This window comes from Mogibacterium kristiansenii (genome assembly GCF_029224645.1).
GTDB lineage: Bacteria > Bacillota > Clostridia > Peptostreptococcales > Anaerovoracaceae > Mogibacterium_A > Mogibacterium_A kristiansenii.
Map to the genome: position 1 here is coordinate 40102 of NZ_JAQXUZ010000002.1, position 22620 is coordinate 62721.

The following is a 22620-nucleotide window of genomic DNA, read 5'->3' on the forward strand; positions in this document are numbered from 1 at the left end:
GGACAATTATATCACACAGACTAAAAAAGTCCAATAGCGTCTTTTGCCAGACGGTCCGCCATCTCGTTATATTTTACCCCGGTATGGGCTTCCACCTTGACAAAAACAATCTTCATGTTTTTCCGGGCGTCCGCCACGAACTGCTTGTACTTTCGGGTCAGCGGGAGATTCGCCTTCCACTCGTCATCTCCCCACTTGCCGATTCCGTTGTAGTCGTGATAGATATACACCTCATCGATGTCGTGTTCTTGGCAATAGCGAATCGCGTTCACCGCTCCCATCACCTCGCCGGCAACGTTTCTCAGCTCCGCCGATGCCGGGTCGTCGTATCCGTGCTTCAAGGTAATTACTTCTCCTTTATACAGAATCACCACGCCGCATCCGAACTTGCCGGTGCGCACATCGAAGCTTCCGTCCACATAGATTTCCGCCGCTGTTTCCGGAATCGCCTGCACGTCCTGCTTCTTTCCCAGGTATTCCTCTGCTGCTTCCCAAGTGGTAAAGCTCTTGTACTCCGCACCGGGATATCCGGTAACCAGCCGCTGACACTCCTTCCAGGTCTGAAAGATGCCGGTCTCCCGGCCGGCCCGAACGGCATATACCTTCTTTCCGGTCATCTTCTTGGCCCCGGTACGCTCCACCGCCTTGCCGCCGTGACGGCTTTCCAGATTCTTGAGAAAGCTCTTCCGATGAATCGGCGTAATGCCCTGCGCCCGAATTCCGTCGTAATGGGCAGCAGTGCCATACCCCTTGTTGCTTTCGAACGCATATCCGGGATATTTTTCTCCCATCTCCACCATGTAGGCATCTCGCGTGACCTTCGCCACGATGGATGCCGCCGCAATGGATACAGAACTGGCATCTCCGTGAACGATTCCCTCCTGAGGAACCGAAATGTCCGGCAATTCCAGGGCATCGATTAGCAAATGCTGAATTTCTGCGCCCGGAATCTTCCGTCCCAGCTTCTCATTGGCATCGTGAAAAGCCCGTACCATAGCACACTTGGTGGCCTCCAGTATGTTCATCTCATCGATTTCCTCCGGTGATGCGATGCCAATGCCGATGGCCAGCGCCCGACTTTGAATCTCTTGGTTCATGGCCAGCCGCCGCTTCTCCGTCAGTTTCTTGGAATCGTCCACCCCCGGCACGTGAAAATCCTCCGGAAGCACCACGCAAGCGGTGACCACCGGACCGGCCAACGGACCGCGGCCCACCTCGTCAATCCCCGCAACGTATTGAATTCCCTTTTCGTGCAGCACCTTTTCCTGACGGATCATCTCCTGAAAACGCTGCTCCATCTTTTCCAGGCGTTCTTGCTTAGTCATTCTCCGGCTCTCCTTCCGACGGCACCGTCTCCAGCGTAATGCGCCCCAGCTTTCCGCTCCGGAATTCGTCGATTACCGTCCGACCGGTGCGCTCGTAGTCAATTCTCTTTCCCGGCATCAGAAATCCCCGCTTAAAGGCAATGGCTTCCATGTTGTCCAGTGTCTCTTCTTGTATTTCATCCAACTTATAGCGATTCTGCAATGATTCCGGATATCGCTTCTCCAGCACCTTAATCAGCTCGAATGCCAGATCCTGGGTGTCCAGAATTTCGTCCCGAATGCTTCCGCAGAAGGCCAGATACAGACCCACCCGCTGATCCTCGAACTTCGGCCACAGAATGCCCGGTGTATCCAGCAGCTGCATCCCGTTCTTCAGTGTCACCCACTGCTTACCTCGAGTCACACCTGCTTTATCTCCGGTCTTCGCACTCTTCTTTCCAATCAGCCGGTTGATGAGGGAGGATTTTCCAACGTTCGGCACGCCCACCACCATCATCCGGATGGAACGGTTCATCTGCCGCAGCTGATTCTGTTCTCGCTGCACGTCGTCCAAGATGCTGAACAGGCGATTGATATTCTCTCCGGAGCGGGCATCGATGGCCAGGGTTTTATCCCCCTTCCGGCTAAAATAACGCTGCCACTTCTCGGTCTCTTCCGAATCCGCCAGATCGGATTTGCCCAGAAGTACGATTCTTCTTTTGTCCCCCACCAGTTCGTCAATAATCGGGTTCCGGCTGGAAATCGGAATCCGGCTGTCCAGCAGTTCGATGACCAGGTCCACCGCTTTGAGGTTTTCCTGAATCAGTTCCCGTGTCTTCTTCATATGCCCCGGATACCAGTTAATATTCTGAATCATTCATTTGCCTCCTTTTTCGTCGTCGCAATGGAAAATATCGGATAAAAAAGAGCATACCTTCGGCAATGCCAAGGTATGCTCTTTAATTTTCAGCAAATCGTTCTTATTTTGCAGACTTGATTCTTGCAGCCTTACCGGTTCTTTCACGCATGTAGTTCAGCTTCGCTCTTCTAACTCTTCCGCGCTTCAGCACCTCAATCTTTGCTACCTTCGGCGAATGCATTGGGAAAGTCTTCTCTACACCAATACCCTGAGCCAGTCTTCTTACTGTGAATGTTTCAGAAATTCCGCCGCCCTGCATCTTCAGGACATATCCTTCGAATACCTGAATTCTTTCTCTCTGACCCTCAACGATCTTAACGTGAACTCTTACGGTATCACCAACGTTGAATTCCGGAATATCGTTCTTCTTGTATTCCTTTGTGATCGAATCAATTACGTTCATTGTTATTCCTCCTTCCTTTCCAAGACGCTCGTGGTTTCTCTTTAAATAATAAATGTCGTTCCCGGCTTCTTAAGCCATGCTGTCAATCACCAGAGGACCGCCCGTAATAACTATCAAATTTTATCACAATGAGTGACTGATTTCAACACTTTTTTCAAAAAAATATTATTTCTATGCCCTCGGATGGGTCCGCTGGTACACGTCCCGAATCCGCACATTCAACACCGCCAGATACGCAATGCCTACGGACATATCTTCAAAGCCCATCAGTTCCTGAAGGGTCTTCAAATCCCCGCCGTTCTGAAGGATGTGTACCGCAAAGCTGTTCCGGAGAATCTGCGGTGTCATCCGCTCTTCGATATCCATCTCTTTACCGTATTCCTTCAGAATCTTCCAGATTCCCTGACGGGTCAGCGCCTGGCCTCGGAAGTTGATGAAAATGTAGTCGTCCTCTTCTCTCGGCTCGCCCTTGATTTCTTCGTAAGCTTCGTCCATATACTTCTTCATCGCGGCGTGAGCATAAGATCCAATCGGCACGATTCGGCTCTCTCCGTCGTTGTCCTTCAGCGTAACGAAGTTCATCCGCAGATTCATGTCCGAGAATCGCAGGCGCACCAGCTCCGTCACACGAGCGCCCGTTCCGTACATGAACTCCAGCAACGCCTTGTCCCGGATGCCCTTGGCAGAATCATCCGGAAGGGACAGCATATGATTCACCTCTTCCACCGTCAGAAACTCAATCTGGCGCTTATCGTTTTTCGCCGATTTGATTTTCTGAAAAGGATTGGTTTCTCGTTCCCCTTCATCGATTTTGTAATCGTAGAATGCCCGCAGAGAAGAAATTTTTCGGTTAATCGTCGCCTTGGACTTACTTTCATTATTCAGTTCCAATATGTAAGCGGCTGCATCACTTTCCTTGCAGTCGTTCAAACTCTTTCCGCCGCGGCCCTCCAGGAAGACCTCGAAGGCTTTCAAATCCCGGCGATAGGCAACGAGAGTGTTTTCCGCCTTGTTTTTCGTATTCTTTAAATATTCAATGAAGGCATCCATCTTCGTCTCCTGTGTCTTCTATATTTCTCCTGCGGTTCGGGCAAAAAGAACTCCCACGATGGTCTTTGCGTCCTGAATTTCACCCTTCATAATCCGATCCACCAACTCGTCCGCCGTGTATTCATAAAGGTCCAAATCCTCTGTATCGTCGAAATGGGTCTCTCCCGGCGTCAAATCCTTGCAGAGGTAAATGTATAAAAGCTCGGTGGTGTATCCGCAGCTCGGGCTGATGGTGGTCAGATGCCGAATGCTCCCGGCCTGGTAGCCTGTTTCTTCCTTCAATTCCCGAAGTGCCGTGTCCATGGGATCCTCATCGCCGTCAATCTTTCCCGCCGGAAGTTCCAGCACCTCCCGCTCCAACGCCTTTCGGAACTGCCGCACCATGAGAATTCTGCCGTCTTCTTTTACCGCCAGAATCACCGCCCCACCGTTGTGCTCCAGAATATCCCGATAGGAGGTCTTTCCGCCCACTACCGTCACTTTATCTTTGCGAATTCGAAAAATCGGACCGTCATACACCACTTCCGATTGCAATGTTTTTTCCGGAAAAGCCATAAAACACTCCCTATATATATTAATCTCTTTACAAATAAGTTTTATCGTTTATTTAAATATTCTATCACTTTTTTATTCCGGAATAAAGCGTAAAACAAAAAAGTGGCGGCATTGCTGCCGCCGATACCCAGATGCACTCGCATCTTAAAATAATAGAAGTGAAAACAATAGAGACGTTACGTCATTCGCCAGTAATTTCGTATCGCCCTATCTGACAGCCCCATCATATCATAAAAAAAATTCCCCTTCAGTACACTTTTTACGGAATCAACCGCAGGTTTTCCGCCAGCATATAGATAAAACGCTGCTTCCATTTCTTCCAGGTATTTTCGTGGGCAGAACATGGATACCCGGTCCTTCGGGTCTGAATATTCTCGATGATCCCCTCCCTGTAAATCTCCGGAATCTCCATCAATGCCCGATGGATGCAGTCCAGTTTAAACATCGCCTCTGCCGCCACCGGACTTTCCTGCATTGCCGTATTTCCGTAGGTGAGCACATCCTCCGCCAGCATCTCCCGGCGAAATTCCATTCCGGCAATCTCTTGGAGCCGATTCATATCCTTTACCACCCATAGACACTGATAATACACTTCGCTGGGAAGAACTCGCTTCCGATCCTTCTGAATCTGATATTCCTTCATAACAAAACACCATCCTTTCGGCTCCATTGTATCGCCAAAGGATGGTGCTGTACATTCACTTGAAAAAGAAAGGACTGAAACCCTCAAAAAAAGTACTTTTTCCCGGGATTCTTAAACTTCTCATTCAGAGACTCGCCCTTCTTCCGCTTCCTCCAACAGCGTCGCTTTCAGGTTGGCTTCCGATTCCGCCAGTTCCTGAATGATGTTGTTGATTTCAATCAGCCGTTCCGGACTGATGTTCTTTCCGGTTTCCACCGCAGCGGTGTTCAGCAAATCTCCAATCGAACTGCTGAGTCCGGAAATCTTGTTCCGGAGGGCATTGATTTCATCCGCATCCAGCTGGAACGTGGATACCGGTTCCATATGAGTTCCTTCCGGCCGGCGTCCCGGAACCAGTTCAAACTCACTGTTCTGCTGTATCACAATCGGATGGATATCCAGATTCTCCCCCAGGTAAGCGGCAAAATTTTCCTTGGATTCCTTCTCGCCATGCACCAAGAATACCACCGGATGGGTAACGAAAGAGCCCACCCAATGCGCCAATCCGTCCCGATCCGCATGACCGGAGAAGCCTTCCAGATTCACGATTTCCGCATTGACCTGAATCTCCTCGCCAAAGAGGTTCACCGATTCCGCACCTTCCACCAATTTCCGGCCAAGGGTGCCTTCCGCCTGGTATCCCACGAACACGATGGAACACTTTGGGTTCCACAGGTTGTGCTTCAGGTGATGGCGAATTCGGCCGGCTTCGCACATGCCGCTGGCAGAAATGATGATCTTCGGTTTCCGATCGCTATTCAGCGCCTGGGATTCCTCCGTGGACTGGGTAAAATGAAGATTTTTGAATTCCAGCGGATGATCGCCCTTATCCATAAACGCTTTGAAGTCGTCGTCGAACACCGCCGTGTTCTTCTTAAAGACCTCCGTCGCCGCATTGGCCATCGGGCTGTCGATGTACACCGGAACGTTCTTCAGCTTTCCGTAAATCTCCGGATTCTCATCGTAAAGCATGTTCAGTTGGTAGATCATCTCCTGAGTTCGTCCTACGGCAAAGGACGGAATTACCACCGTTCCGCCCCGCTCCACCGTGCGGAGAATCACCTTTACCAATTTCTCGATGCTCATGGCGTTCTCCGGATGGAGACGGTTTCCATAGGTGCTCTCCATGATGACATAATCCGCATGGCGAATGATGGTAGGGTCCCGAAGAATCGGCCGGTGATTCACCCCCAGGTCCCCGGAGAAAACGATTTTCGTCTCCGCATCGCCCTCCTGCACCCAGAGCTCCGTTTCCGCCGATCCCAGAATATGGCCCGCATCGTTGAAGCAGACGTGAATGCCCTCACTCACCTCAATGAGCTGATCGTACAGAACCGGATGCACATAGCGAAGGGATTCCTCCGCGTCCGCCACCGTGTACAGCGGCTGAACCAGCGGCTGTCCTTTTCGTTCCGCCTTTTTGTTGGCCCACTCCGCTTCCTTCTCGTGGATATACCCGCTGTCCCGGAGCATGATCGGAAGAAGATCCGCCGTCGCTTTGGTGCAGAAGATGTTTCCGCGAAAACCTCTTTTTACCAGAAGGGGAATCCGCCCGCAGTGATCGATGTGTGCGTGACTCAGCACCAGACAATCGATTTCGGACGGTTCAAAGGGAAACTCCCGGTAGTTCAGGCGATCCTGGGCTTTCCCGCCCTGGAACTGCCCGCAATCCAACAGCACGTTTGCTTTATCCGTAATCAGAAGGTGACAGGATCCTGTAACGCCTTCGGTTGCTCCGCAAAATCTGATTTTCATTTCTCCGCCTCCTTGCAAGGTTGTCTGGAATTATTGTTTATTTTCCTTCGTTCTGAAGATAGCTGATGTACGGCAGGTTTCGGTACTTCTGGTCGTAATCCAGGCCGTAGCCGATGACGAACAGGTCTTCCACCTGGAAGCCGATGTAATCCGCATGGAAATCAGCGGTTCTCCGGGACGGCTTGTCCAGCATGGTGCATACCTTCAGGGTTTTCGGATGGCGCTCGTTCAGCTTCTCCAGCAGGTACTTGAGGGTGGTTCCCGTATCCACGATATCTTCCACCACCAGTACGTTCTTGTTGTACAGGTTCAGTTCCGTATCCATGGAAATCTTCACCACACCGGAGGTGGTGGTGCTGGAACCGTAGCTGCTGGCCTTTACAAAGTCGATGACGGTGTCCAGATCCAGGCACTTCATGAGGTCGCACATCCACGGAATGGATCCCTTCAATGTGCCGATGACCACCAGCTCTTCGCCCTTGAATTCATTGCTGATTTCTTCACCCAGCTCTTCCGCTCTCTTCCGGATTTCCGCCTCCGTGAAGAGAATTTTTCCGATTACATGATCATTTGTGCTCATCTTCCGATCTCTCCTTGTTTAAAATCGACTCAATGACATCCAGCAGCTCCTCCTGTCCGGTGCGCTTCAGCGCCGACACCGGAATTACCGCATCTTCTTTTTTCATATTCAGCTTCTGCCGAATCTGCCGGATGGATTTCTGCTGCTGGTTCTTGGAAATCTTATCCGCCTTCGTGGCCACAACCACGCCGTCCAGACCGTAGTACCGAAGGTAATCGTACATCTGCACATCCTGCGCCGACGGCTCGTGGCGAATATCCACCAGCTGCACCACCTTCAGAAGACCCGGTCTCTTGCTGAGATACGCCTCCATCATGGCGCCCCACTTCTCCGTCTCGGAACGGGAGAGCTTGGCATACCCGTACCCCGGCAGGTCCACAATCCGGAAATCATCGTTCACCAAATAGAAGTTGATGGTACGCGTCTTTCCCGGACTTCCGCTGACCCTGGCAAGGGCCTTCCGGCCGGTGAGAAGATTCAGCAGGGAGGATTTCCCCACGTTGGACCGGCCCGCAAAGGCAATTTCATAGCGGTTCGCTTCCGGATACTGTGCCGGTTTTACCGCAACCGCTTCCAATTCTGATTTTGTGATTCTCATCCTAGTTCTCTTTCTCGCTTTCCTCCGAAATCAGCACCTCTCGGAACGCCTCCTCTGCTTTCTCCAGCAAGACGAATTCCAATCGGCTGCGCACGGATTTCGGAATTTCTTCGATGTCCGCCGCATTATCCTTTGGCAAGAGGATTTTGCGAATCCCCTGCTGGTACGCAGCCAGCACCTTCTCCTTGATTCCGCCCACCGGAAGGATATTGCCCTGCAGGGTAATCTCTCCCGTCATGGCGATGTCCCGCCGTGCCTTCTTTCCGGACAGCAGGGAGAACAGCGCCGTGCACATGGTCACGCCGGCCGACGGACCATCCTTCGGGGTGGCACCCTCCGGAATGTGAATCTGAATATCGTTATCCTTAAAAACAGATGCGTCCAGACCGTACTTTTCCGACAGGGACTTGATGTATCCCATGGCGGTCTGCGCGGATTCCTTCATCACATCTCCCATCTGTCCCGTGAGAATCAGATGGCCGCTTCCCGGCATCCGCACGCTTTCAATCTGCAGGGTCACCCCGCCCACTGCCGTCCAGGCCATGCCGGTGGTGACGCCGATACCCGGTTCCAGATTCATCAAATCTTCCCGGAAAATCTTCGCTCCCAGATAATTTTCGAGATTCCTCTTAGTTACAGTATACTTGTTTTTCTTTTCCGTTACAATTCGCTTTGCAACTTTTCTGCATACGGATGCAATCTGCCGCTCCAGATTCCGCACGCCGGACTCCCGGGTGTAGTACCGGATGATTTCCCGTATTGCGGATTCCGAGAAGGTGAGCTGGTTCTTCCGAATCGCATAGGACTTCAGAACCTTTGGGACCAAATAATCCTCCGCAATTCGAACCTTCTCCTCTTCAATATAACTGGAAAGTTCAATCACTTCCATCCGGTCCAGAAGCGGTCTCGGAATGGTCTGAGTGGTGTTTGCCGTGGTGATGAACATCACATTGGACAGATCGAACGGGATTTCCAGATAGTGATCCGTGAAATCCTTGTTCTGTTCCGGATCCAGCACCTCCAGCAGTGCAGATGCCGGATCTCCCCGGAAATCATTTCCCAGCTTGTCCACCTCATCCAGCAAGAACAGCGGATTGTTGGTCCCCACCTCGCTGATGCTGTTGATAATTCGTCCGGGAATGGCACCCACGTAAGTGCGACGGTGTCCCCGAATTTCCGCTTCGTCCCGAACGCCGCCTAGGGACATTCGAATGAACTCCCGGTTGGTCGCTCTGGCGATGGAACGGGCGATGGACGTCTTTCCCACGCCCGGCGGCCCTACCAGGCAGAGAATCGGCCCCTGAATGGATTTGGTCAGGTGCATCACCGCCAAATGTTCCAGGATTCTTTCCTTCACCTTCTCCAGTCCGTAATGATCCTCGTTCAGAATCTTTTCTGCTCGTTTGATATTGATGTTGGTCTTGCTGGCCTCGTGCCACGGAAGCTCCAGAATCGTTTCGATATAGGTCCGGCTCACGTTGGCATCCGGACTCATGGCCGGCATTTTGGCAAAACGCTGGATTTCCTTTCGGATCTTCGCATCCGTCTTTTCTTCCAACTGCAACTCATCCAGCTTCTTCAGCCACTGAGTCGCATCGTCATCCTCGCCGGTTTCCCGTCCCAGTTCGTCCTGCATTACCTTAATCTGTTCCCGAAGGTAATACTCCTGCTGGCTTCGATCCATATTCTTCATGACCTTGGTTTGAATCTTCTGAGACAACATCGCGATTCTCGTTTCGCCATTCAGAAGTTCAATCAGCTGTTCCAGCCGACCGGGAATGTAATCGATTTCCAGCAGTGCTTGTTTTTCATCAAAGGAAACATCCAGATCCTCAGCGATGATGTTGGTGAGCACCGCCGGATCCTCCACGTCCTCTACCATGGCGCGGGCTTCCGCCGTACTTCCGGGATGAAGGACTTTGGCATACTGAATGAAGGCTTCTTTTACCGCCCGTACGTATGCTTCCAATTCCTCCTCATCATCTGCCGGCAAATCCTCCGCCTGCACGTAATCACAGAACAGCGCACCGTTCTCCTCGTAAATATTCTCCAATCGGATTCGTTGACCGCATTCCGCCAGCACCCGAACGTAATCCGTGCGGCGAACAATCTGCTTAATTCGAATCAGCACACCGGTAAGGTAGCAATCCTCCCCGGACGGATCGTTTACTTCCGGGTTTCGCTGGGCGGACACCGCCAACAGACGTTCCCGGTTCATTGCAATTTCAATGGATTTCAGCGACTTATCCCGACCCACATCAAATCCTACCAAAGTATCCGGAAAAAAAGCCTTTCCCCGAAGTGCAATGTAAGGAATGTGCGTTCTACTTTCTCTCTCCATCTGCGCCTCCCTTTATCTATACAGAACAGGCGGCAAGAAATAACCCTGCCGCCTGATGTTTTCTTATTTCGCACCGTTTTCAGCGCTATTTTGTCTCTAATACCGGTTCCGCACCGTTCTCCACGGTATCCTTCGTGATGATGCACTTTGTCACATCATCCCGAGAAGGCAATTCGAACATGATGTCCGTCATCATCTTCTCGAAGATTCCCCGCAGACCTCTGGCTCCCGTATGCAGCTCAATGGCCTTGTTGGCAATGGCATTCACCGCATCGTCCTCGATTTCCAGCTCCACGCCGTCCATGCGGAACAGCTCCTGATACTGGCGAATCAAGGAATTCTTCGGCTCCCGCATAATTCGAACCAATGCCTCTTCCGTCAGTTCCCGAAGGGATACGATCATCGGAAGACGACCGATCAGTTCCGGAATCAGTCCGAAACGGAGCAAGTCTTCCGGTTCCACCTTCAGCAGAATCTCGTGGTCCTCCGTCAGGTCCACCCGATCCTCATCGGAATTGAAGCCGATGACCTTATTGCCCAATCGACGTTTGATGATGGTGGACAATCCGGTAAAAGCACCTCCGCAGATAAACAGCACATCCTTCGTATCGAAATGGATGAACTCCTGCAGCGGATGCTTCCGGCCGCCCTGCGGCGGAACGTTGGCAACGGTTCCTTCGATGATTTTCAGCAATGCCTGCTGAACGCCTTCTCCGCTAACGTCACGGGTGATGGACATGTTCTCGGATTTCCGGGCAATCTTGTCGATTTCATCCACGTAGATGATGCCTTTCTGTGCCCGTTCCAGGTCGCCGTCTGCCGCCTGGTACAGTCTCAGCAGAATGTTCTCTACGTCTTCGCCCACATATCCGGCTTCCGTCAATGCAGTGGCATCCACAATGGCAAACGGAACATCCAGAATTTTTGCCAGGGTCTGTGCCAGAAGCGTTTTACCGCTTCCCGTCGGTCCCAGCATCAGAATGTTGCTCTTCTGGATTTCCACGTTGTTCTTCTCATCGCCGGCATTCTCCTCCAAATGGCGGATTCTTTTGTAGTGATTGTACACCGCAACGGCCAGATTTTTCTTCGCCTCATCCTGTTCGATGACGTAGTCGCTCAGGAAATCCGCAATATCCTTTGGCTTCGGAAGTTCCTCCATGTGCTTCGGTTCCACGAACTCTTTCTCATCCAGAAGGGATTCGCACAGCTCGATGCACTCGTTGCAGATTGCTACATCCGGTCCCACGATAATTTTCTTGACTTGCGAGCTGGTCTTCCCGCAAAAGGAGCAGACCAGCTCATTGTTTTCGTTCTTTTTACTCACAGATTCTCCTCTATTACTTCTTCAATACCCGATCGATCAGTCCGTATTCCACCGCTTCATCTGCGTACATGAAATTATCTCTGTCGGTATCCCGCTCGATAATGGAAAGATCTTTTCCCGTATTTTCAGCAAGAATGTGGTTCAGACGTTCCTTGGTTTTCATCATCCAATCGGCCTGAATCTTAATATCGGAAGCTTGGCCCTGTGCGCCCCCCAGCGGCTGATGAATCATAATCTCCGCGTTGGGCAGAGCATATCGTTTCCCTTTGGTTCCCGCCGAAAGCAGAACGGCCCCCATGCTGGCAGCCAGGCCCACACAGATGGTAGAAATATCCGGTTTTACGTAATTCATGGTATCCAGAATCGCCAAGCCGGCCGTCACCATTCCGCCCGGAGAGTTGATGTAGATATTAATATCCTTTTCCGGGTCTTCCGCTTCCAGGAACAAGAGCTGCGCCACCACAATGCTGGCCAGGTGCTCGTCCACCTGCTGGTCGATGAAAATGATTCGATCCTTCAGCAGTCTGGAATAAATATCGTAACTGCGCTCGCCGTTTCCGGTCTGTTCAACAACTACTGGAATTGTATTCATAGATTATTCTTCTTCCTTTGCCTTAGCAGCAACAAAATTTGCCTTCTCGAACATCATGTCGATGGCCTTCTTCATCTTAACATCCTCTTCGAAGTAGTGCAGGTCGTTTCCGATCATCTTCTTCACATCTTCTACAGACTGTCCGTACTGAGCAGCGAAATCTGCCATTTCCTTATCGACGTCCTCTTCGGTTGCTTCGATGTTCTCCTGACGGATTACGGCCTTCAGCAGGATTCTGGATGCAACTCTCTTCTCTGCATCCATACGAGCCTGGTCTCTCATTGCAGCCATATCCATTCCGGTAAACTTCTGATACTGCTCCAGAGACAGACCCTGGTATGCCAGCTGCTGCTGCATTCCTTGAATCATGGTGTCGATTTCGGATTCTACCATGGATGCCGGAGTGTCTACGCTGTTCACGTCGATCAGCTTCTGAACCATGCTGTCCTTCATGATGCTGTCTGCTCTCTCGTCATCCTCTTTCTGCATTCTCTCACGGATGGAGTTCTTGTACTCTTCCAGAGTCTCGAACTCGCTGACATCGCTTGCCAGCTCATCGTTAATTTCCGGCAGAACCTCTCTCTTAATCTCGTTAATCTTGCATTCGAAGAGCGCTTCCTTGCCTGCCAGATTCTCTGCCTGATAACCTTCCGGGAAAGTAACGTGAACGTCTACTTCCTCGCCGGCTTCTTTTCCAACCAGCTGATCCTCAAAACCCGGGATGAACTGTCCGGAACCCAGCTTCAGGTCGAAATTCTCTGCCTTGCCGCCGTCGAAGTGAACGCCGTCTACGGAACCGTCAAAGTCCAGAACAACGGTATCTCCCTCTTCCGTTTTGCGGTCGGTTACGGTTTCCATGCTGGAATGAGCCTTCTGAACTCTCTCCAGTTCTCTCTGGATATCCTCATCGGTTACTTCGTGCTCAATCTTCTCTACTTCCAGACCGAAGTAATCCTTTGCTTCAACTTCCGGGAAGCAAGCAACGGTTGCGGTGATTTCAACATCTTCGCCCTTCTTCAGCTCGCCCAGGTTCAGTTTCGGCTGATCGATAACTTCCAGCTCCAACTCGTTCAGAGCTGCCGGATAACCGCTCTGCAGCAGGTCGTTCAGCGCTTCATCATAGAAGATATCTTCGCCATAGGTGTTCTCGATCATCTTTCTCGGAGCCTTTCCCTTACGGAAGCCCTTGATTTCGAAGCGATCCTTGTTGTTCTTATAAGCATTTACTACAGCATTTTCGAACTCTTCACCGGTAAAAACCATAGTAAACTTTGCATCATTGCCTTCTTTTGCGATAAAAGTAGTTTTCATTAATATTCCTCCTGAAAAACGAACTTAATTTGTTTTATTTTTCCGGCTCGTCGTCCGGTAAAAATCCTCTTTGCAGCTTCGAGATGTTTTCCGGCTCCAGAGAATATTTCTCTGCCAGAGATTCTGCAATGTCCCGGAAATCTTCCGAATTTCCGTAGTACCATTCCAGCTCCATCTCCAATACGTCCTTGTCTCCGTTCAATCCGTGAATCACGCCCTCGTCGAAGGAAAGCGCACTGATGGAATTGCCGGTGTCCACCTTAATCAGCTTCCGGGTGAAATCCATTTCCACCTTCTTGTGAAGCTCCTTATGACCGGCTGCCTTCAGCAACACATCATACGCATCACTGGACTCAAATGCTTCAATGTTCGGATGCTCTGCGAAACGCTCATCCGTTATGACTAGATTAAATTCTTCTCTGGAATGACGTCCATTCTCCACGTGATTATCCCACTTAATCGTTGCTGTAATCCGATCGTTCTCATATCGAATTCGATACGCAATTCCGGATTGTCTCAAATCCATGTCGTCCGTATCAAAATACACGGCATGCATCCGAATCTTCTCCAAGGAATCCCGGTCTACATATTCATCCAGCATGGGATCGTCGATAATCTCCTGAATCAAAGATGCATCATCCAGACGATACTTGTATTCTGTTTCCATATTATCTCCCACTGGCCGCATCGCGGCAAAATATCAACAATATCAAGTAATTTTACATAAAAAAGCCATTATTGTCAATGGATAGGGCTCAATCTTGCACACATCCATTCCATAAAATGACTTTTTGGGGGATAATCCCCCTTATTCTTCCATTTTTTTCAGTTTTATCCTGGAATTTTTTCCCTCTGTCAGCCGATCCGTCATCCGGATAAAGTTATCCGACAGGTCACTGGCATAGAACCGGTCCTCCTCGGTCCGCTGCTCGGCAAACTGATCCCGAGCCGCCAGCACCTCCTCCACCTCATCGATGACCGCTTCGGAAGAGCTGATCAGATTCATGTTGGGGTAGATTCGCTTCAGATTATCCGCAATCATCGGATAATGGGTGCATCCCAGAATCAGATGATTAAATCCGTTTTCCCGAACGAAATCGTCCATGTAGTAGCGGATGGTCAAATCCATAATTTCGTTGTCGATGATGCCTTCTTCAATCAGCGGCACGAACGCCGGGCAAGCCAGGCTGCTGGTCCGAATGGACGGATCCAGGTTGTGCAGCAGCCGCGCATAGACATCACTTTGAATGGTCGCTTTGGTAGCGATGATTCCCACATTCGGACAGTGGCTCTGCACCACCTTCCGAACCGTCGGTTCGATGACGCCGATAATCGGCAGTTCCGGGTGCTGCTGCCGCAAATCATCCAACGCCAGGGAAGTCACGGTGTTGCAGGCAATCACCACCATTTTCACATCCTTGCTCACCAGATAGTCCACAATCTGGGAAGCGAACTTTCGAATTGTCTCCGGGGACTTGGATCCGTAAGGGGTTCTCGCCGTGTCCCCATAATATATCACCCGTTCTTTCGGCAGCCGGCTCTGCAGTGCAGATACGCTGGTAAGGCCGCCCAGTCCGGAGTCAAAAAAACCAATCGGTCTGTTATCCATTTATTTCTTATTTTCCTCCGATAAAAGTAAAAAGCGATATTCCGCAGAATATCGCTTTTCTTGGTGCGGATGGTGGGACTCGAACCCACATGATTTGTGGTCACACGGACCTGAACCGTGCGCGTCTGCCAATTCCGCCACATCCGCAGATTTATTTTTCTGAGTTGTTTCTTTCGCAACTCACAATAGTTATTATACACACTTTAGGGTGGCTTGTAAACCCCTTTTTTAAAAAAGTTTTTTGCGCCGCTTTGAAACGGCGCAAAAGCCTTATTTCATTACTGCATCATCAGACGATCGAATTCCTCAACCGCTGCGCCGAACTCCTCTTCACTCTCGATTTCAACCAAATCGAACGTGTCGTCACCGTTGTCCTTATATCCGTAAATATATACATCATCGGTGCCATCATCCGGCTCCAGTGCAATGTATTCCTTTCCGTTCAGATCGAATACACCTGTAATGTAGCACTCCACTACTGTACCGTCATCAAATTCCAGTGTGATGAAATCATCTTCAGTTTCTTCTTCCAGCAGCTCTTTGTTCTGATCTTCCGCCATTTCGCTACTCTCCTTACCTTCAACATAAATGTAATTTCCCGATCCACCTTCCTTCCGGAGAGATAAATCGTAATTCAAAATATACCATGAATATCTTTAAATAGCAAGTTATTGCTGAAAGAATTCCAAAACACTTTCTGCCGCCTGGGAATTCATCCCTTCCGTTTCCATCAATTCTTCGTAGGAAGCCTTTCGAATCGCATCGATGCTGCGGAATTTCTCCATCAGCGCCTTCCGCCGCTTCGGCCCGATTTTCGGAATTTCTTCCAGCACGGAGTGTGTCATCTTCTTTCCTCGTGTACCTCGATGGAAGGTAATGGCGAAACGGTGCACTTCTTCCTGAATGTTTCCCGCATAGCTGAACAGCAGAGGTTCCGACTTCAAATCGATTTCACTTCCGTCGGTGAACACGACCGCGCGGGTTCGATGGGCATCGTCTTTTGCCAAGCCCACCACCGGAATCGTTAACCGGAACGCATCCATCACTGCTTTTACCGCATGCACCTGTCCCAGTCCTCCATCGATGAACATGATATCCGGATACCGGCTGAAACCCGGATCCCCTTCTCGGGCCCGCTTTAGCCTCCGGTACATCACTTCCTGCAGACTGCCGTAGTCGTCGCCCTCGGCAGTTCGAATCCGGAACTTTCGGTAATCGTTCCGCACCGGTCGGCTGCCCTCGTACACCACCATGGCGCCCACCGTATCCAGGCCGTTCATATTGGAGATATCGTAGGCTTCCACCCGATACTCCTCTTCATCGTCCTCCTCCAGCAGCCGGGGAATCGCCCCATCGATTTCCGCCGCCCGGCGAATCAGCTCCGAAATCTTCTGCCGCAGATTTTTCTTTCGTTCCTCGTCTCGATCGGCTCTCTCGTCCAGGGAACGGGCCAACTCCACCGAGTCCGCCAGGGTCATGTCCAGGATGGCCTTTTTCTCCCCTCGCTCCGGTATGTACAGCCGGGTTTTGTGGGGCACATCCGTTCCCGCTTTCGCGTTCATCTCATCGATGTGGTTCAAAAGTTCGGAAATCAGGTCCTCTTCTTCCGGATGCACCGGCACAATCACCTCTTTGGGAATCCGGGATGTAGACAGGTAATACTGCTTCAGAAAAGCGCTGAGCAGCTCCTCCCGGGTGGATTCCGTCTCGTCGTTCATATAGATGATTTCCCGGCCGATCATCTTGCCTTCCCGCACCCGGTACTGCGCCACAATCTGATTGCGGTGGGTCCGAATCGGAATCAGGATATCGATATCGTGTTCCCGCACCATGGTGGCCCGCTGCTTCTCGCTGAGGGACCGCAGCGCCCGAATGTAGTCCCGGTATTTCGCCGCCTCCTCATACTTCAAAGCATCCGACGCTTCCATCATCTTTCTTTCCAGCTTCCGGATGACCCCCGCATCCCTTCCGCCCAGAATGCCCAGAATGTCCCGGATCATCTCCAGGTATTCCTCCCGGTCCGCTTTTCCCACGCAGATGCCCTTGCACTTTCCGATAAAATAATTCAGGCAGGGGCGGGTGTTTTCCGGAAAATGCAGGGTACTGCATTTCTTCAGGGGGTACATTTCATCAATCATTTTCAGAATTCGCCACACAGCGGTGCTATCGGAATAGGGCCCAAAATACCGATTCTCATCCCGCTTGACCTCCCGAGTGCGGATTACCCGGGGGAACTCTTCGCTCATGGTCACTTCGATGTAGGGATAGGTCTTATCATCCTTCAGGAGGATGTTGTACTTCGGCATGTATTTCTTGATCAGGTTGCATTCCAGAATCAGCGCTTCCATCTCCGTGCCGCAGGTGATATAGTCGAATTCCGCAATGTTGGACACCATGGACCGAACCTTCGGACTGTGCTGAGAAGAATTCCGGAAGTATTGCCGAACCCGGTTTCGCAGATTTACGGCTTTTCCCACATAGATTACCGTCCCCAGGCGATCCTTGTGCATATAGACGCCCGGACAGGTGGGGAGTTTTTTCAATTCTTCGTTGATGTCAAACATCTCTTTTCCCTCCTGCACACTCCCTCGGTTCTCTACCGATAGGTCCAGTTTCTTCTTTTCCGATCCTCTTCAATTTCGTATTCTCGCAGGGCAATTTCCCGGATTTTCTGCTTCCGCCGGCGCTCCGCCAGCAACCGTTTCCGTCTCCGAATTCGCCGAATGCGGAGCACGAAGTACAGCAGGCACAGCAGCACCGCAGCAATCAAAATCGTCAGCCCGTTGGAAATATACAGATAGGACGGAAACCATCCGGTTTTCACATCTTCTTTTACCACCAGATCCACGGTGCCGGTCAGTTCATCCGCAACGTAGACCTGAAGTTCTCCCGCCTTCGTTCCGGCTTTTACCGGCGCTTCCAGCTTGTCGTAGATGATGGTCTGGGTGCGAATCAGGCTGTCGCTCCCTTCCTTTGGGACGTAGGCGTACGCTTTGCTTTTCGTATATACCGGAACCCGGGTACTTGCGCCGTGGTGAATTTTGATTTTACCCACCTTGGCCCCGGCCTTCCGAACCGCATGGCGGGCGACCTTCCCATAGCTGTAATCCAGAAGCTGTTTCTGTTGCGCATCCTTTTCTTTAGCAGCGGTTCCAAAAATCACGGAAATCAGCTTCATGCCGTCCTGCTCCGCGTACGCAAAAGAATTCACCGAATGCTTTGATGTGCCGCTCTCCACCGCTTTGGTCGCCACCAAACCGGAGTACCGGAAGGTATCGGAATGGCGCAGGGTTTTCGATGCGGTCTTGCCCACCGCCGTCGTGGTGCAGGCCTCCGTCGTAAGGTATTTCTCAATCAGGGAATACTTAAACGCCGCCTGAACCAGATATCCCATATCCTCCGTGGTGGTATACTGAAGGGTGTCGTATTTGCCGGTCACCGTGGTGTAGTGGGTGTTCTCCAGCTCCAGCTCCTGCGCCTTGGTATTCATCGCTTCCACGAACGCCGGCACGTTCTCGGCAGAGTACACCGCCAGAGCCACGGCCGCCTCATCGGAATCCGCTACCAGCATAGCCGCCAGAAGATCTCGGACGGTAATTTGGTCGCCCTTCTTGAAGAGCTTCCCCTTCGATGCCACATCCCGGGTAACGGTAATCCGATTCCGAAGCTCTGCTCGGTCGTGCATGCGATCCAGCACCACCATGGCCGCCATGATTTTGGTAAAACCGCCCGGCGACAGCTTTCGGTCCGTATGCAGCCGATACACAGTCTGCCCCGTAGATGCGGACACCACAAAAGCAGAATCCGCCCCGATCTCCGGCTTAGATTCCGCAAACGTTTCATCTAAAAAGAGGGTGGTCACCCCAATCAACACCATCAGTGCCGACAAAATGACCACCATCACGCTCTTTTCGATATTATTCGATTTTTGAGTCCGGGTGTTTGCCCTATTTGTTCTCATCTTCGAATTCTTTCATGTATGCAATCAGTGCATCCACGCCTTCTTCCGGCATCGCATTATAGATGCTGGCTCTCATACCACCGGTTGTTCTGTGTCCGGCCAGGTTGAGCATGCCGCGCTCTCTTGCGCCGGCGACGAACTTCTTGTCCAGTTCCGGATCTCCGGTTACGAAGGTAACGTTCATCAGTGAACGGTCTTCCTTTGCAACGGTCGGTGTGAACATTTCGCTGTGATCCAGGTAATCATACAGCTTACCTGCCTTGCGAACGTCTCTCTCATGCATTTCCTTAACTCCGCCGATACTCTTCAGATACTTGAATACTTCGCCGGCCATGTAGATTGAATAGCAAGGAGGGGTATTGTACATAGAACCCTTCTTTGCATGAATTGCATAGTCCAAATAAATCGGAGTGTTCTCCGGTGCATGTCCTACCAGATCCTTCCGAACGATAACGATTGTTACACCTGCCGGAGCAACGTTTTTCTGTGCGCCTGCATAAATCAGACCGAACTTGGTAACGTCGATTTCTTCAGACAGAACGCAGGAAGACATATCTGCTACCAGCAGATGATCTCCTACATCCGGAACTTCGTTGTAGTGTGTTCCGTAAATGGTGTTGTTATAGCATACGTATACGTAATCTACATCTTCACGGATATCTTCCTTCTTGAACTTCGGAATGTAAGAGAAGTTCTTGTCTGCCGAACTTGCCAGTGCACGAATATCACCGAACTTCTGAGCTTCTTCATATGCTTTCTTCGCCCAGTTACCGGTAATGATATAGTCTGCCTTCTTGGAATTGGTCAGCAGGTTAATCGGAACCATGGAGAACTGCAGTGTACCGCCGCCCTGCAGGAACAGTACATAGTAGTCATCCGGAATGTTCATCAAATCTCTCAGATTCTGCTCCGCATCATCGATAATCTTCTGGAATTCCGCAGATCTGTGGCTCATCTCCATTACGGATTCGCCGGTTCCTTCATAGTTCAGCATCTCAGCAGCTGCCTTCTTCAGTACCTCTTCAGGAAGGGTAGACGGACCTGCAGAGAAATTAATTGCACGATAGCCCATTGGTATTTACCTCCAGTTAATTAAATATAGATTCATGTACAAGAATTATAACTCTTTCGCAATTGAAAGTAAAGTTCAATAATGATATACTAGCATGTAATGAGAGAGTTTTCTCATTAAATATCATAGAACACAATAATGGTTGTATCACAGGAGGTAACACAATGGCGAAGTACTCAATTGGTACTCTGAACAACATCTCTAAGGTAGGTCTGGATCGTCTTACCGATCAGTACGCACTCACTGAGGACATTAACGAAGCAAACGGAATCGTAGTTCGCAGCTACAAGATGCACGAAATGGATTTCTCCGACAATCTGCTGGCAATCGGTCGTGCCGGCGCCGGCGTTAACAACATTCCGCTGGATCGCTGTGCCGATGAAGGCATCGTTGTATTCAACACACCGGGCGCAAATTCCAACGCAGTTAAAGAGCTGGTAATCGCCGGTCTGATTATGGGTTCCAGAAACATGTACGAAGGAATCAGCTGGGCAAACACCCTGGAAGGTGATGTTTCCGGCCAGGTTGAGAAGGGCAAGAAGCAGTTCGCCGGAACCGAAATCGAAGGCAAGACTCTTGGTATCATCGGTCTGGGCGCCATCGGTGCAAAAGTTGCCAACGCAGCACACGCACTGGGCATGAACATTGTCGGCAACTCCGTAGTCGTTCACCCATTCCTGACCGCACCATGCAAAATGTATGATGACGTTGCAGAGATGGTAAAAGTATGTGACTATGTTTCCATCCACGTTCCGTCCCTGCCGGCAACAAAGGGCATGATTAACAAAGATCTGATTGCAAACATGAAGGACGGTGCCATCGTTCTGAACTACGCAAGACCGGACCTGGTTGTAGAAGAAGATATCATTGCCGCTCTGGAATCCGGCAAGCTGAGAAAGTACATGACCGACCTGGCAGACGAGAACCTGATCAACAAGCCGGGCATCGTATCCACTCCGCACCTGGGCGCATCCACCAAGGAAGCAGAAGACAACTGCGCATCCATGGCAGTAGATGAACTGATGGATTACATCGAAAACGGCAACATCAGAAACTCCGTAAACTTCCCGCCGGTATCCCTGGATGCAGAAGCCGGAACCACTCGCGTTGGTATCCTGTACAAGGGCGAAGTTGACGTAACCGCACTGCTGAACGAAGCAGTTGGCGCAGACAAGGTTGTCAAGGTTGAAATCGGCAAGAGCCGCACCGAATACGGATACGCTCTGGCACTGGTTAAAGAAGACGCTTGCAAGGATTGCCTGGCAGGCATCAAGGCAGATGGCGTAATCAAGGTTCGCGTTCTGTAATTAACCACTTTAATAATTCAAGTAGAGAAAAAAGGCTGCTCCGCTGTTGCGAAGCAGCCTTTTTGTGTAGGCGGACCGGGAACCGGACGCCTGCAGGCTAGCAGCCGCCGCGGTTTGCGTACGACTCCTCGGAAACCCTTTGATTTCGGTTTTGATGCGCAAACCGAGCGCTGGGATTTTTGAAAAAACAAGTCCGGTCGCCGCCACGGTTTGCGTACGACTCCCCGGAAACCCAATAAATTCGGTTTCCAAGCGCGAACTTCGGGCCTGGAGAAAGGGGCAAGCCGCCCCAGTCACCGCCACAGTTCGCGCTCTTCTCCCCGCAAAGCCATTATTTTCGGTTTCCGGGCGCGAACTTCGGGCCTAGATTTTTGAAAAATCATGTCCGGTTGCCGTCACAGTTCGCGCTCGATTCCCCGCAAAGCCATTGTTTTCGGTTTCCAAGCGCGAACCTCGGGCCGGAAGAAAGGAACAATGCGGCCCGGTTGCCGTCACAGTTCGCGCTCGATTCCCCGCAAGCCCATTGTTTTCGGTTTCCGTGCGCGAACCTCGGGCCTGGATTTTTGGAAAAGCCAGCCCGGCGGACACCAGAGTTCGCGCTCGATTCCCCGCAAACCCAATAAATTCGGTTTCCGGGCGCGAACTTCAGGGCGGAAAAAATGGGAAAGCCGGCCCGACCGCCGAGATAATGCAACACGTTCCTTCGGTTCTTCACAAATATTTGCGAAGAACTCTCTTTTTGACAAAAAAGTAACTCGCCGCGGCAGGGGCATGCCACGGCGAGTTCCCATTTTTTCGTCAAGATTTATCAAGAAAACTATCTATCGGAGTTTTTCTCTTGATTTGCCAGGAGATCGCGAATTTCCCGGAGAAGCACCACATCTTCGGCCGGTGCCGGCGGTGTCGCTGGTTCTTCTTCCTTCTTCTTCGCCAGCTTGTTAAAGCTTCGAATCACGCAGAAGATAACGAAAGAAATCAGCAGGAAATTGATTACCGCCTGGATGAAGGCCCCGTATCCGATGGTGACCTCCCCTACTTTAACCGACAATCCGGTGAAATCCAAACCGCCCACCAGAATGCCGATCAGCGGCATGATGATGTTATCCACCAAGGCGGTGACGATAGCGGTAAAAGCGCCGCCGATGACAACACCTACGGCCATATCCAGCACATTTCCGCGGGAAATAAACTCCTTAAACTCCGAAACAAACTTTTTCATTAACGACTCCTTTTCCGAGACTCCGCTCTTGCGCGATT

The 22620-nt window shown here is 50.9% G+C and carries 21 protein-coding genes and 1 tRNA gene; 1 reads left to right on the forward strand and 21 read right to left on the reverse strand.

Going from position 1 to position 22620, the window contains the following annotated elements; genetic code table 11:
- Positions 1 to 20: 20 nt before the first annotated feature.
- The 20 genes from PUE40_RS01035 to serC all read right to left on the reverse strand — a co-directional run bounded on the left by PUE40_RS01035 (position 21) and on the right by serC (position 20056).
- Positions 21 to 1325 (reverse strand): ribonuclease HII, encoded by a 1305-nt coding sequence (locus PUE40_RS01035; protein ID WP_277671627.1) that lies wholly within the window; start codon positions 1323 to 1325, stop codon positions 21 to 23.
- A complete protein-coding gene (gene ylqF / locus PUE40_RS01040) occupies positions 1318 to 2181 on the reverse strand; it encodes a ribosome biogenesis GTPase YlqF (RefSeq protein ID WP_277671628.1) in 864 nt (287 codons plus the stop codon). The genes PUE40_RS01035 and ylqF overlap by 8 nt, the downstream gene beginning before the upstream one ends.
- Positions 2182 to 2284: 103 nt before the next feature.
- Entirely contained in the window at positions 2285 to 2626 is a 342-nt protein-coding gene (gene rplS / locus PUE40_RS01045; protein WP_277671629.1) for a 50S ribosomal protein L19, read from the reverse strand.
- 171 nt (positions 2627 to 2797) lie between these two features.
- Positions 2798 to 3676: a tyrosine-type recombinase/integrase gene (locus tag PUE40_RS01050; protein ID WP_154554309.1), complete on the reverse strand. Its 879-nt coding sequence runs from the start codon at positions 3674 to 3676 to the stop codon at positions 2798 to 2800.
- An 18-nt stretch (positions 3677 to 3694) separates the two neighbouring features.
- Positions 3695 to 4231: an NUDIX hydrolase gene (locus PUE40_RS01055; protein WP_154554308.1), complete on the reverse strand. Its 537-nt coding sequence runs from the start codon at positions 4229 to 4231 to the stop codon at positions 3695 to 3697.
- A 259-nt stretch (positions 4232 to 4490) separates the two neighbouring features.
- Positions 4491 to 4874 carry a hypothetical protein gene (locus PUE40_RS01060; RefSeq protein ID WP_154554307.1) on the reverse strand — a complete coding sequence of 128 codons (384 nt, stop codon included), beginning with the start codon at positions 4872 to 4874 and terminating at the stop codon, positions 4491 to 4493.
- A 120-nt stretch (positions 4875 to 4994) separates the two neighbouring features.
- A complete protein-coding gene (locus PUE40_RS01065) occupies positions 4995 to 6668 on the reverse strand; it encodes an MBL fold metallo-hydrolase RNA specificity domain-containing protein (protein WP_277671630.1) in 1674 nt (557 codons plus the stop codon).
- A gap of 37 nt (positions 6669 to 6705) precedes the next feature.
- A complete protein-coding gene (hpt, locus tag PUE40_RS01070) occupies positions 6706 to 7248 on the reverse strand; it encodes a hypoxanthine phosphoribosyltransferase (protein WP_277671631.1) in 543 nt (180 codons plus the stop codon).
- Positions 7235 to 7846 (reverse strand): ribosome biogenesis GTP-binding protein YihA/YsxC, encoded by a 612-nt coding sequence (gene yihA, locus PUE40_RS01075; protein WP_154554304.1) that lies wholly within the window; start codon positions 7844 to 7846, stop codon positions 7235 to 7237. Before yihA ends, hpt begins: the two co-directional genes overlap by 14 nt.
- Before the next feature lies 1 nt (position 7847).
- Positions 7848 to 10187 (reverse strand): endopeptidase La, encoded by a 2340-nt coding sequence (gene lon / locus PUE40_RS01080; RefSeq protein WP_277671632.1) that lies wholly within the window; start codon positions 10185 to 10187, stop codon positions 7848 to 7850.
- An 85-nt stretch (positions 10188 to 10272) separates the two neighbouring features.
- On the reverse strand, positions 10273 to 11511 hold the full coding sequence (gene clpX / locus PUE40_RS01085) for an ATP-dependent Clp protease ATP-binding subunit ClpX (protein ID WP_277671633.1): 1239 nt from the start codon (positions 11509 to 11511) through the stop codon (positions 10273 to 10275).
- Positions 11512 to 11524: 13 nt separating this feature from the next.
- Positions 11525 to 12103 (reverse strand): ATP-dependent Clp endopeptidase proteolytic subunit ClpP, encoded by a 579-nt coding sequence (clpP, locus tag PUE40_RS01090; protein ID WP_154554302.1) that lies wholly within the window; start codon positions 12101 to 12103, stop codon positions 11525 to 11527.
- 3 nt (positions 12104 to 12106) lie between these two features.
- Complete coding sequence (gene tig / locus PUE40_RS01095; RefSeq protein WP_277671634.1) at positions 12107 to 13414, reverse strand: trigger factor; 1308 nt, start codon at positions 13412 to 13414, stop codon at positions 12107 to 12109.
- 34 nt (positions 13415 to 13448) lie between these two features.
- Positions 13449 to 14081 (reverse strand): CYTH domain-containing protein, encoded by a 633-nt coding sequence (locus PUE40_RS01100; protein WP_206157315.1) that lies wholly within the window; start codon positions 14079 to 14081, stop codon positions 13449 to 13451.
- Positions 14082 to 14222: 141 nt separating this feature from the next.
- Positions 14223 to 15023, reverse strand: coding sequence for a glutamate racemase (gene murI, locus PUE40_RS01105; protein ID WP_154554299.1), 801 nt, complete (start codon positions 15021 to 15023; stop codon positions 14223 to 14225).
- A gap of 61 nt (positions 15024 to 15084) precedes the next feature.
- Positions 15085 to 15170, reverse strand: a tRNA-Leu gene (locus PUE40_RS01110).
- A gap of 131 nt (positions 15171 to 15301) precedes the next feature.
- Positions 15302 to 15583, reverse strand: a complete 282-nt coding sequence (locus PUE40_RS01115; protein WP_154554298.1) for a DUF1292 domain-containing protein — start codon at positions 15581 to 15583, stop codon at positions 15302 to 15304.
- A gap of 108 nt (positions 15584 to 15691) precedes the next feature.
- Complete coding sequence (gene uvrC / locus PUE40_RS01120; RefSeq protein WP_277671635.1) at positions 15692 to 17587, reverse strand: excinuclease ABC subunit UvrC; 1896 nt, start codon at positions 17585 to 17587, stop codon at positions 15692 to 15694.
- Between the two features lie 32 nt (positions 17588 to 17619).
- Complete coding sequence (locus PUE40_RS01125) at positions 17620 to 18984, reverse strand: D-alanyl-D-alanine carboxypeptidase family protein (RefSeq protein WP_277671636.1); 1365 nt, start codon at positions 18982 to 18984, stop codon at positions 17620 to 17622.
- Positions 18971 to 20056: a 3-phosphoserine/phosphohydroxythreonine transaminase gene (gene serC / locus PUE40_RS01130; RefSeq protein ID WP_154554295.1), complete on the reverse strand. Its 1086-nt coding sequence runs from the start codon at positions 20054 to 20056 to the stop codon at positions 18971 to 18973. Before serC ends, PUE40_RS01125 begins: the two co-directional genes overlap by 14 nt.
- Before the next feature lie 164 nt (positions 20057 to 20220).
- Here serC and PUE40_RS01135 point away from each other — a divergent pair, with 164 nt between their 5' ends.
- Positions 20221 to 21363, forward strand: coding sequence for a 3-phosphoglycerate dehydrogenase (locus PUE40_RS01135; protein WP_154554294.1), 1143 nt, complete (start codon positions 20221 to 20223; stop codon positions 21361 to 21363).
- Between the two features lie 817 nt (positions 21364 to 22180).
- Here PUE40_RS01135 and mscL read toward each other — a convergent pair.
- Positions 22181 to 22582: a large-conductance mechanosensitive channel protein MscL gene (gene mscL, locus PUE40_RS01140; RefSeq protein ID WP_277671637.1), complete on the reverse strand. Its 402-nt coding sequence runs from the start codon at positions 22580 to 22582 to the stop codon at positions 22181 to 22183.
- Between the last annotated feature and the right edge of the window lie 38 nt (positions 22583 to 22620).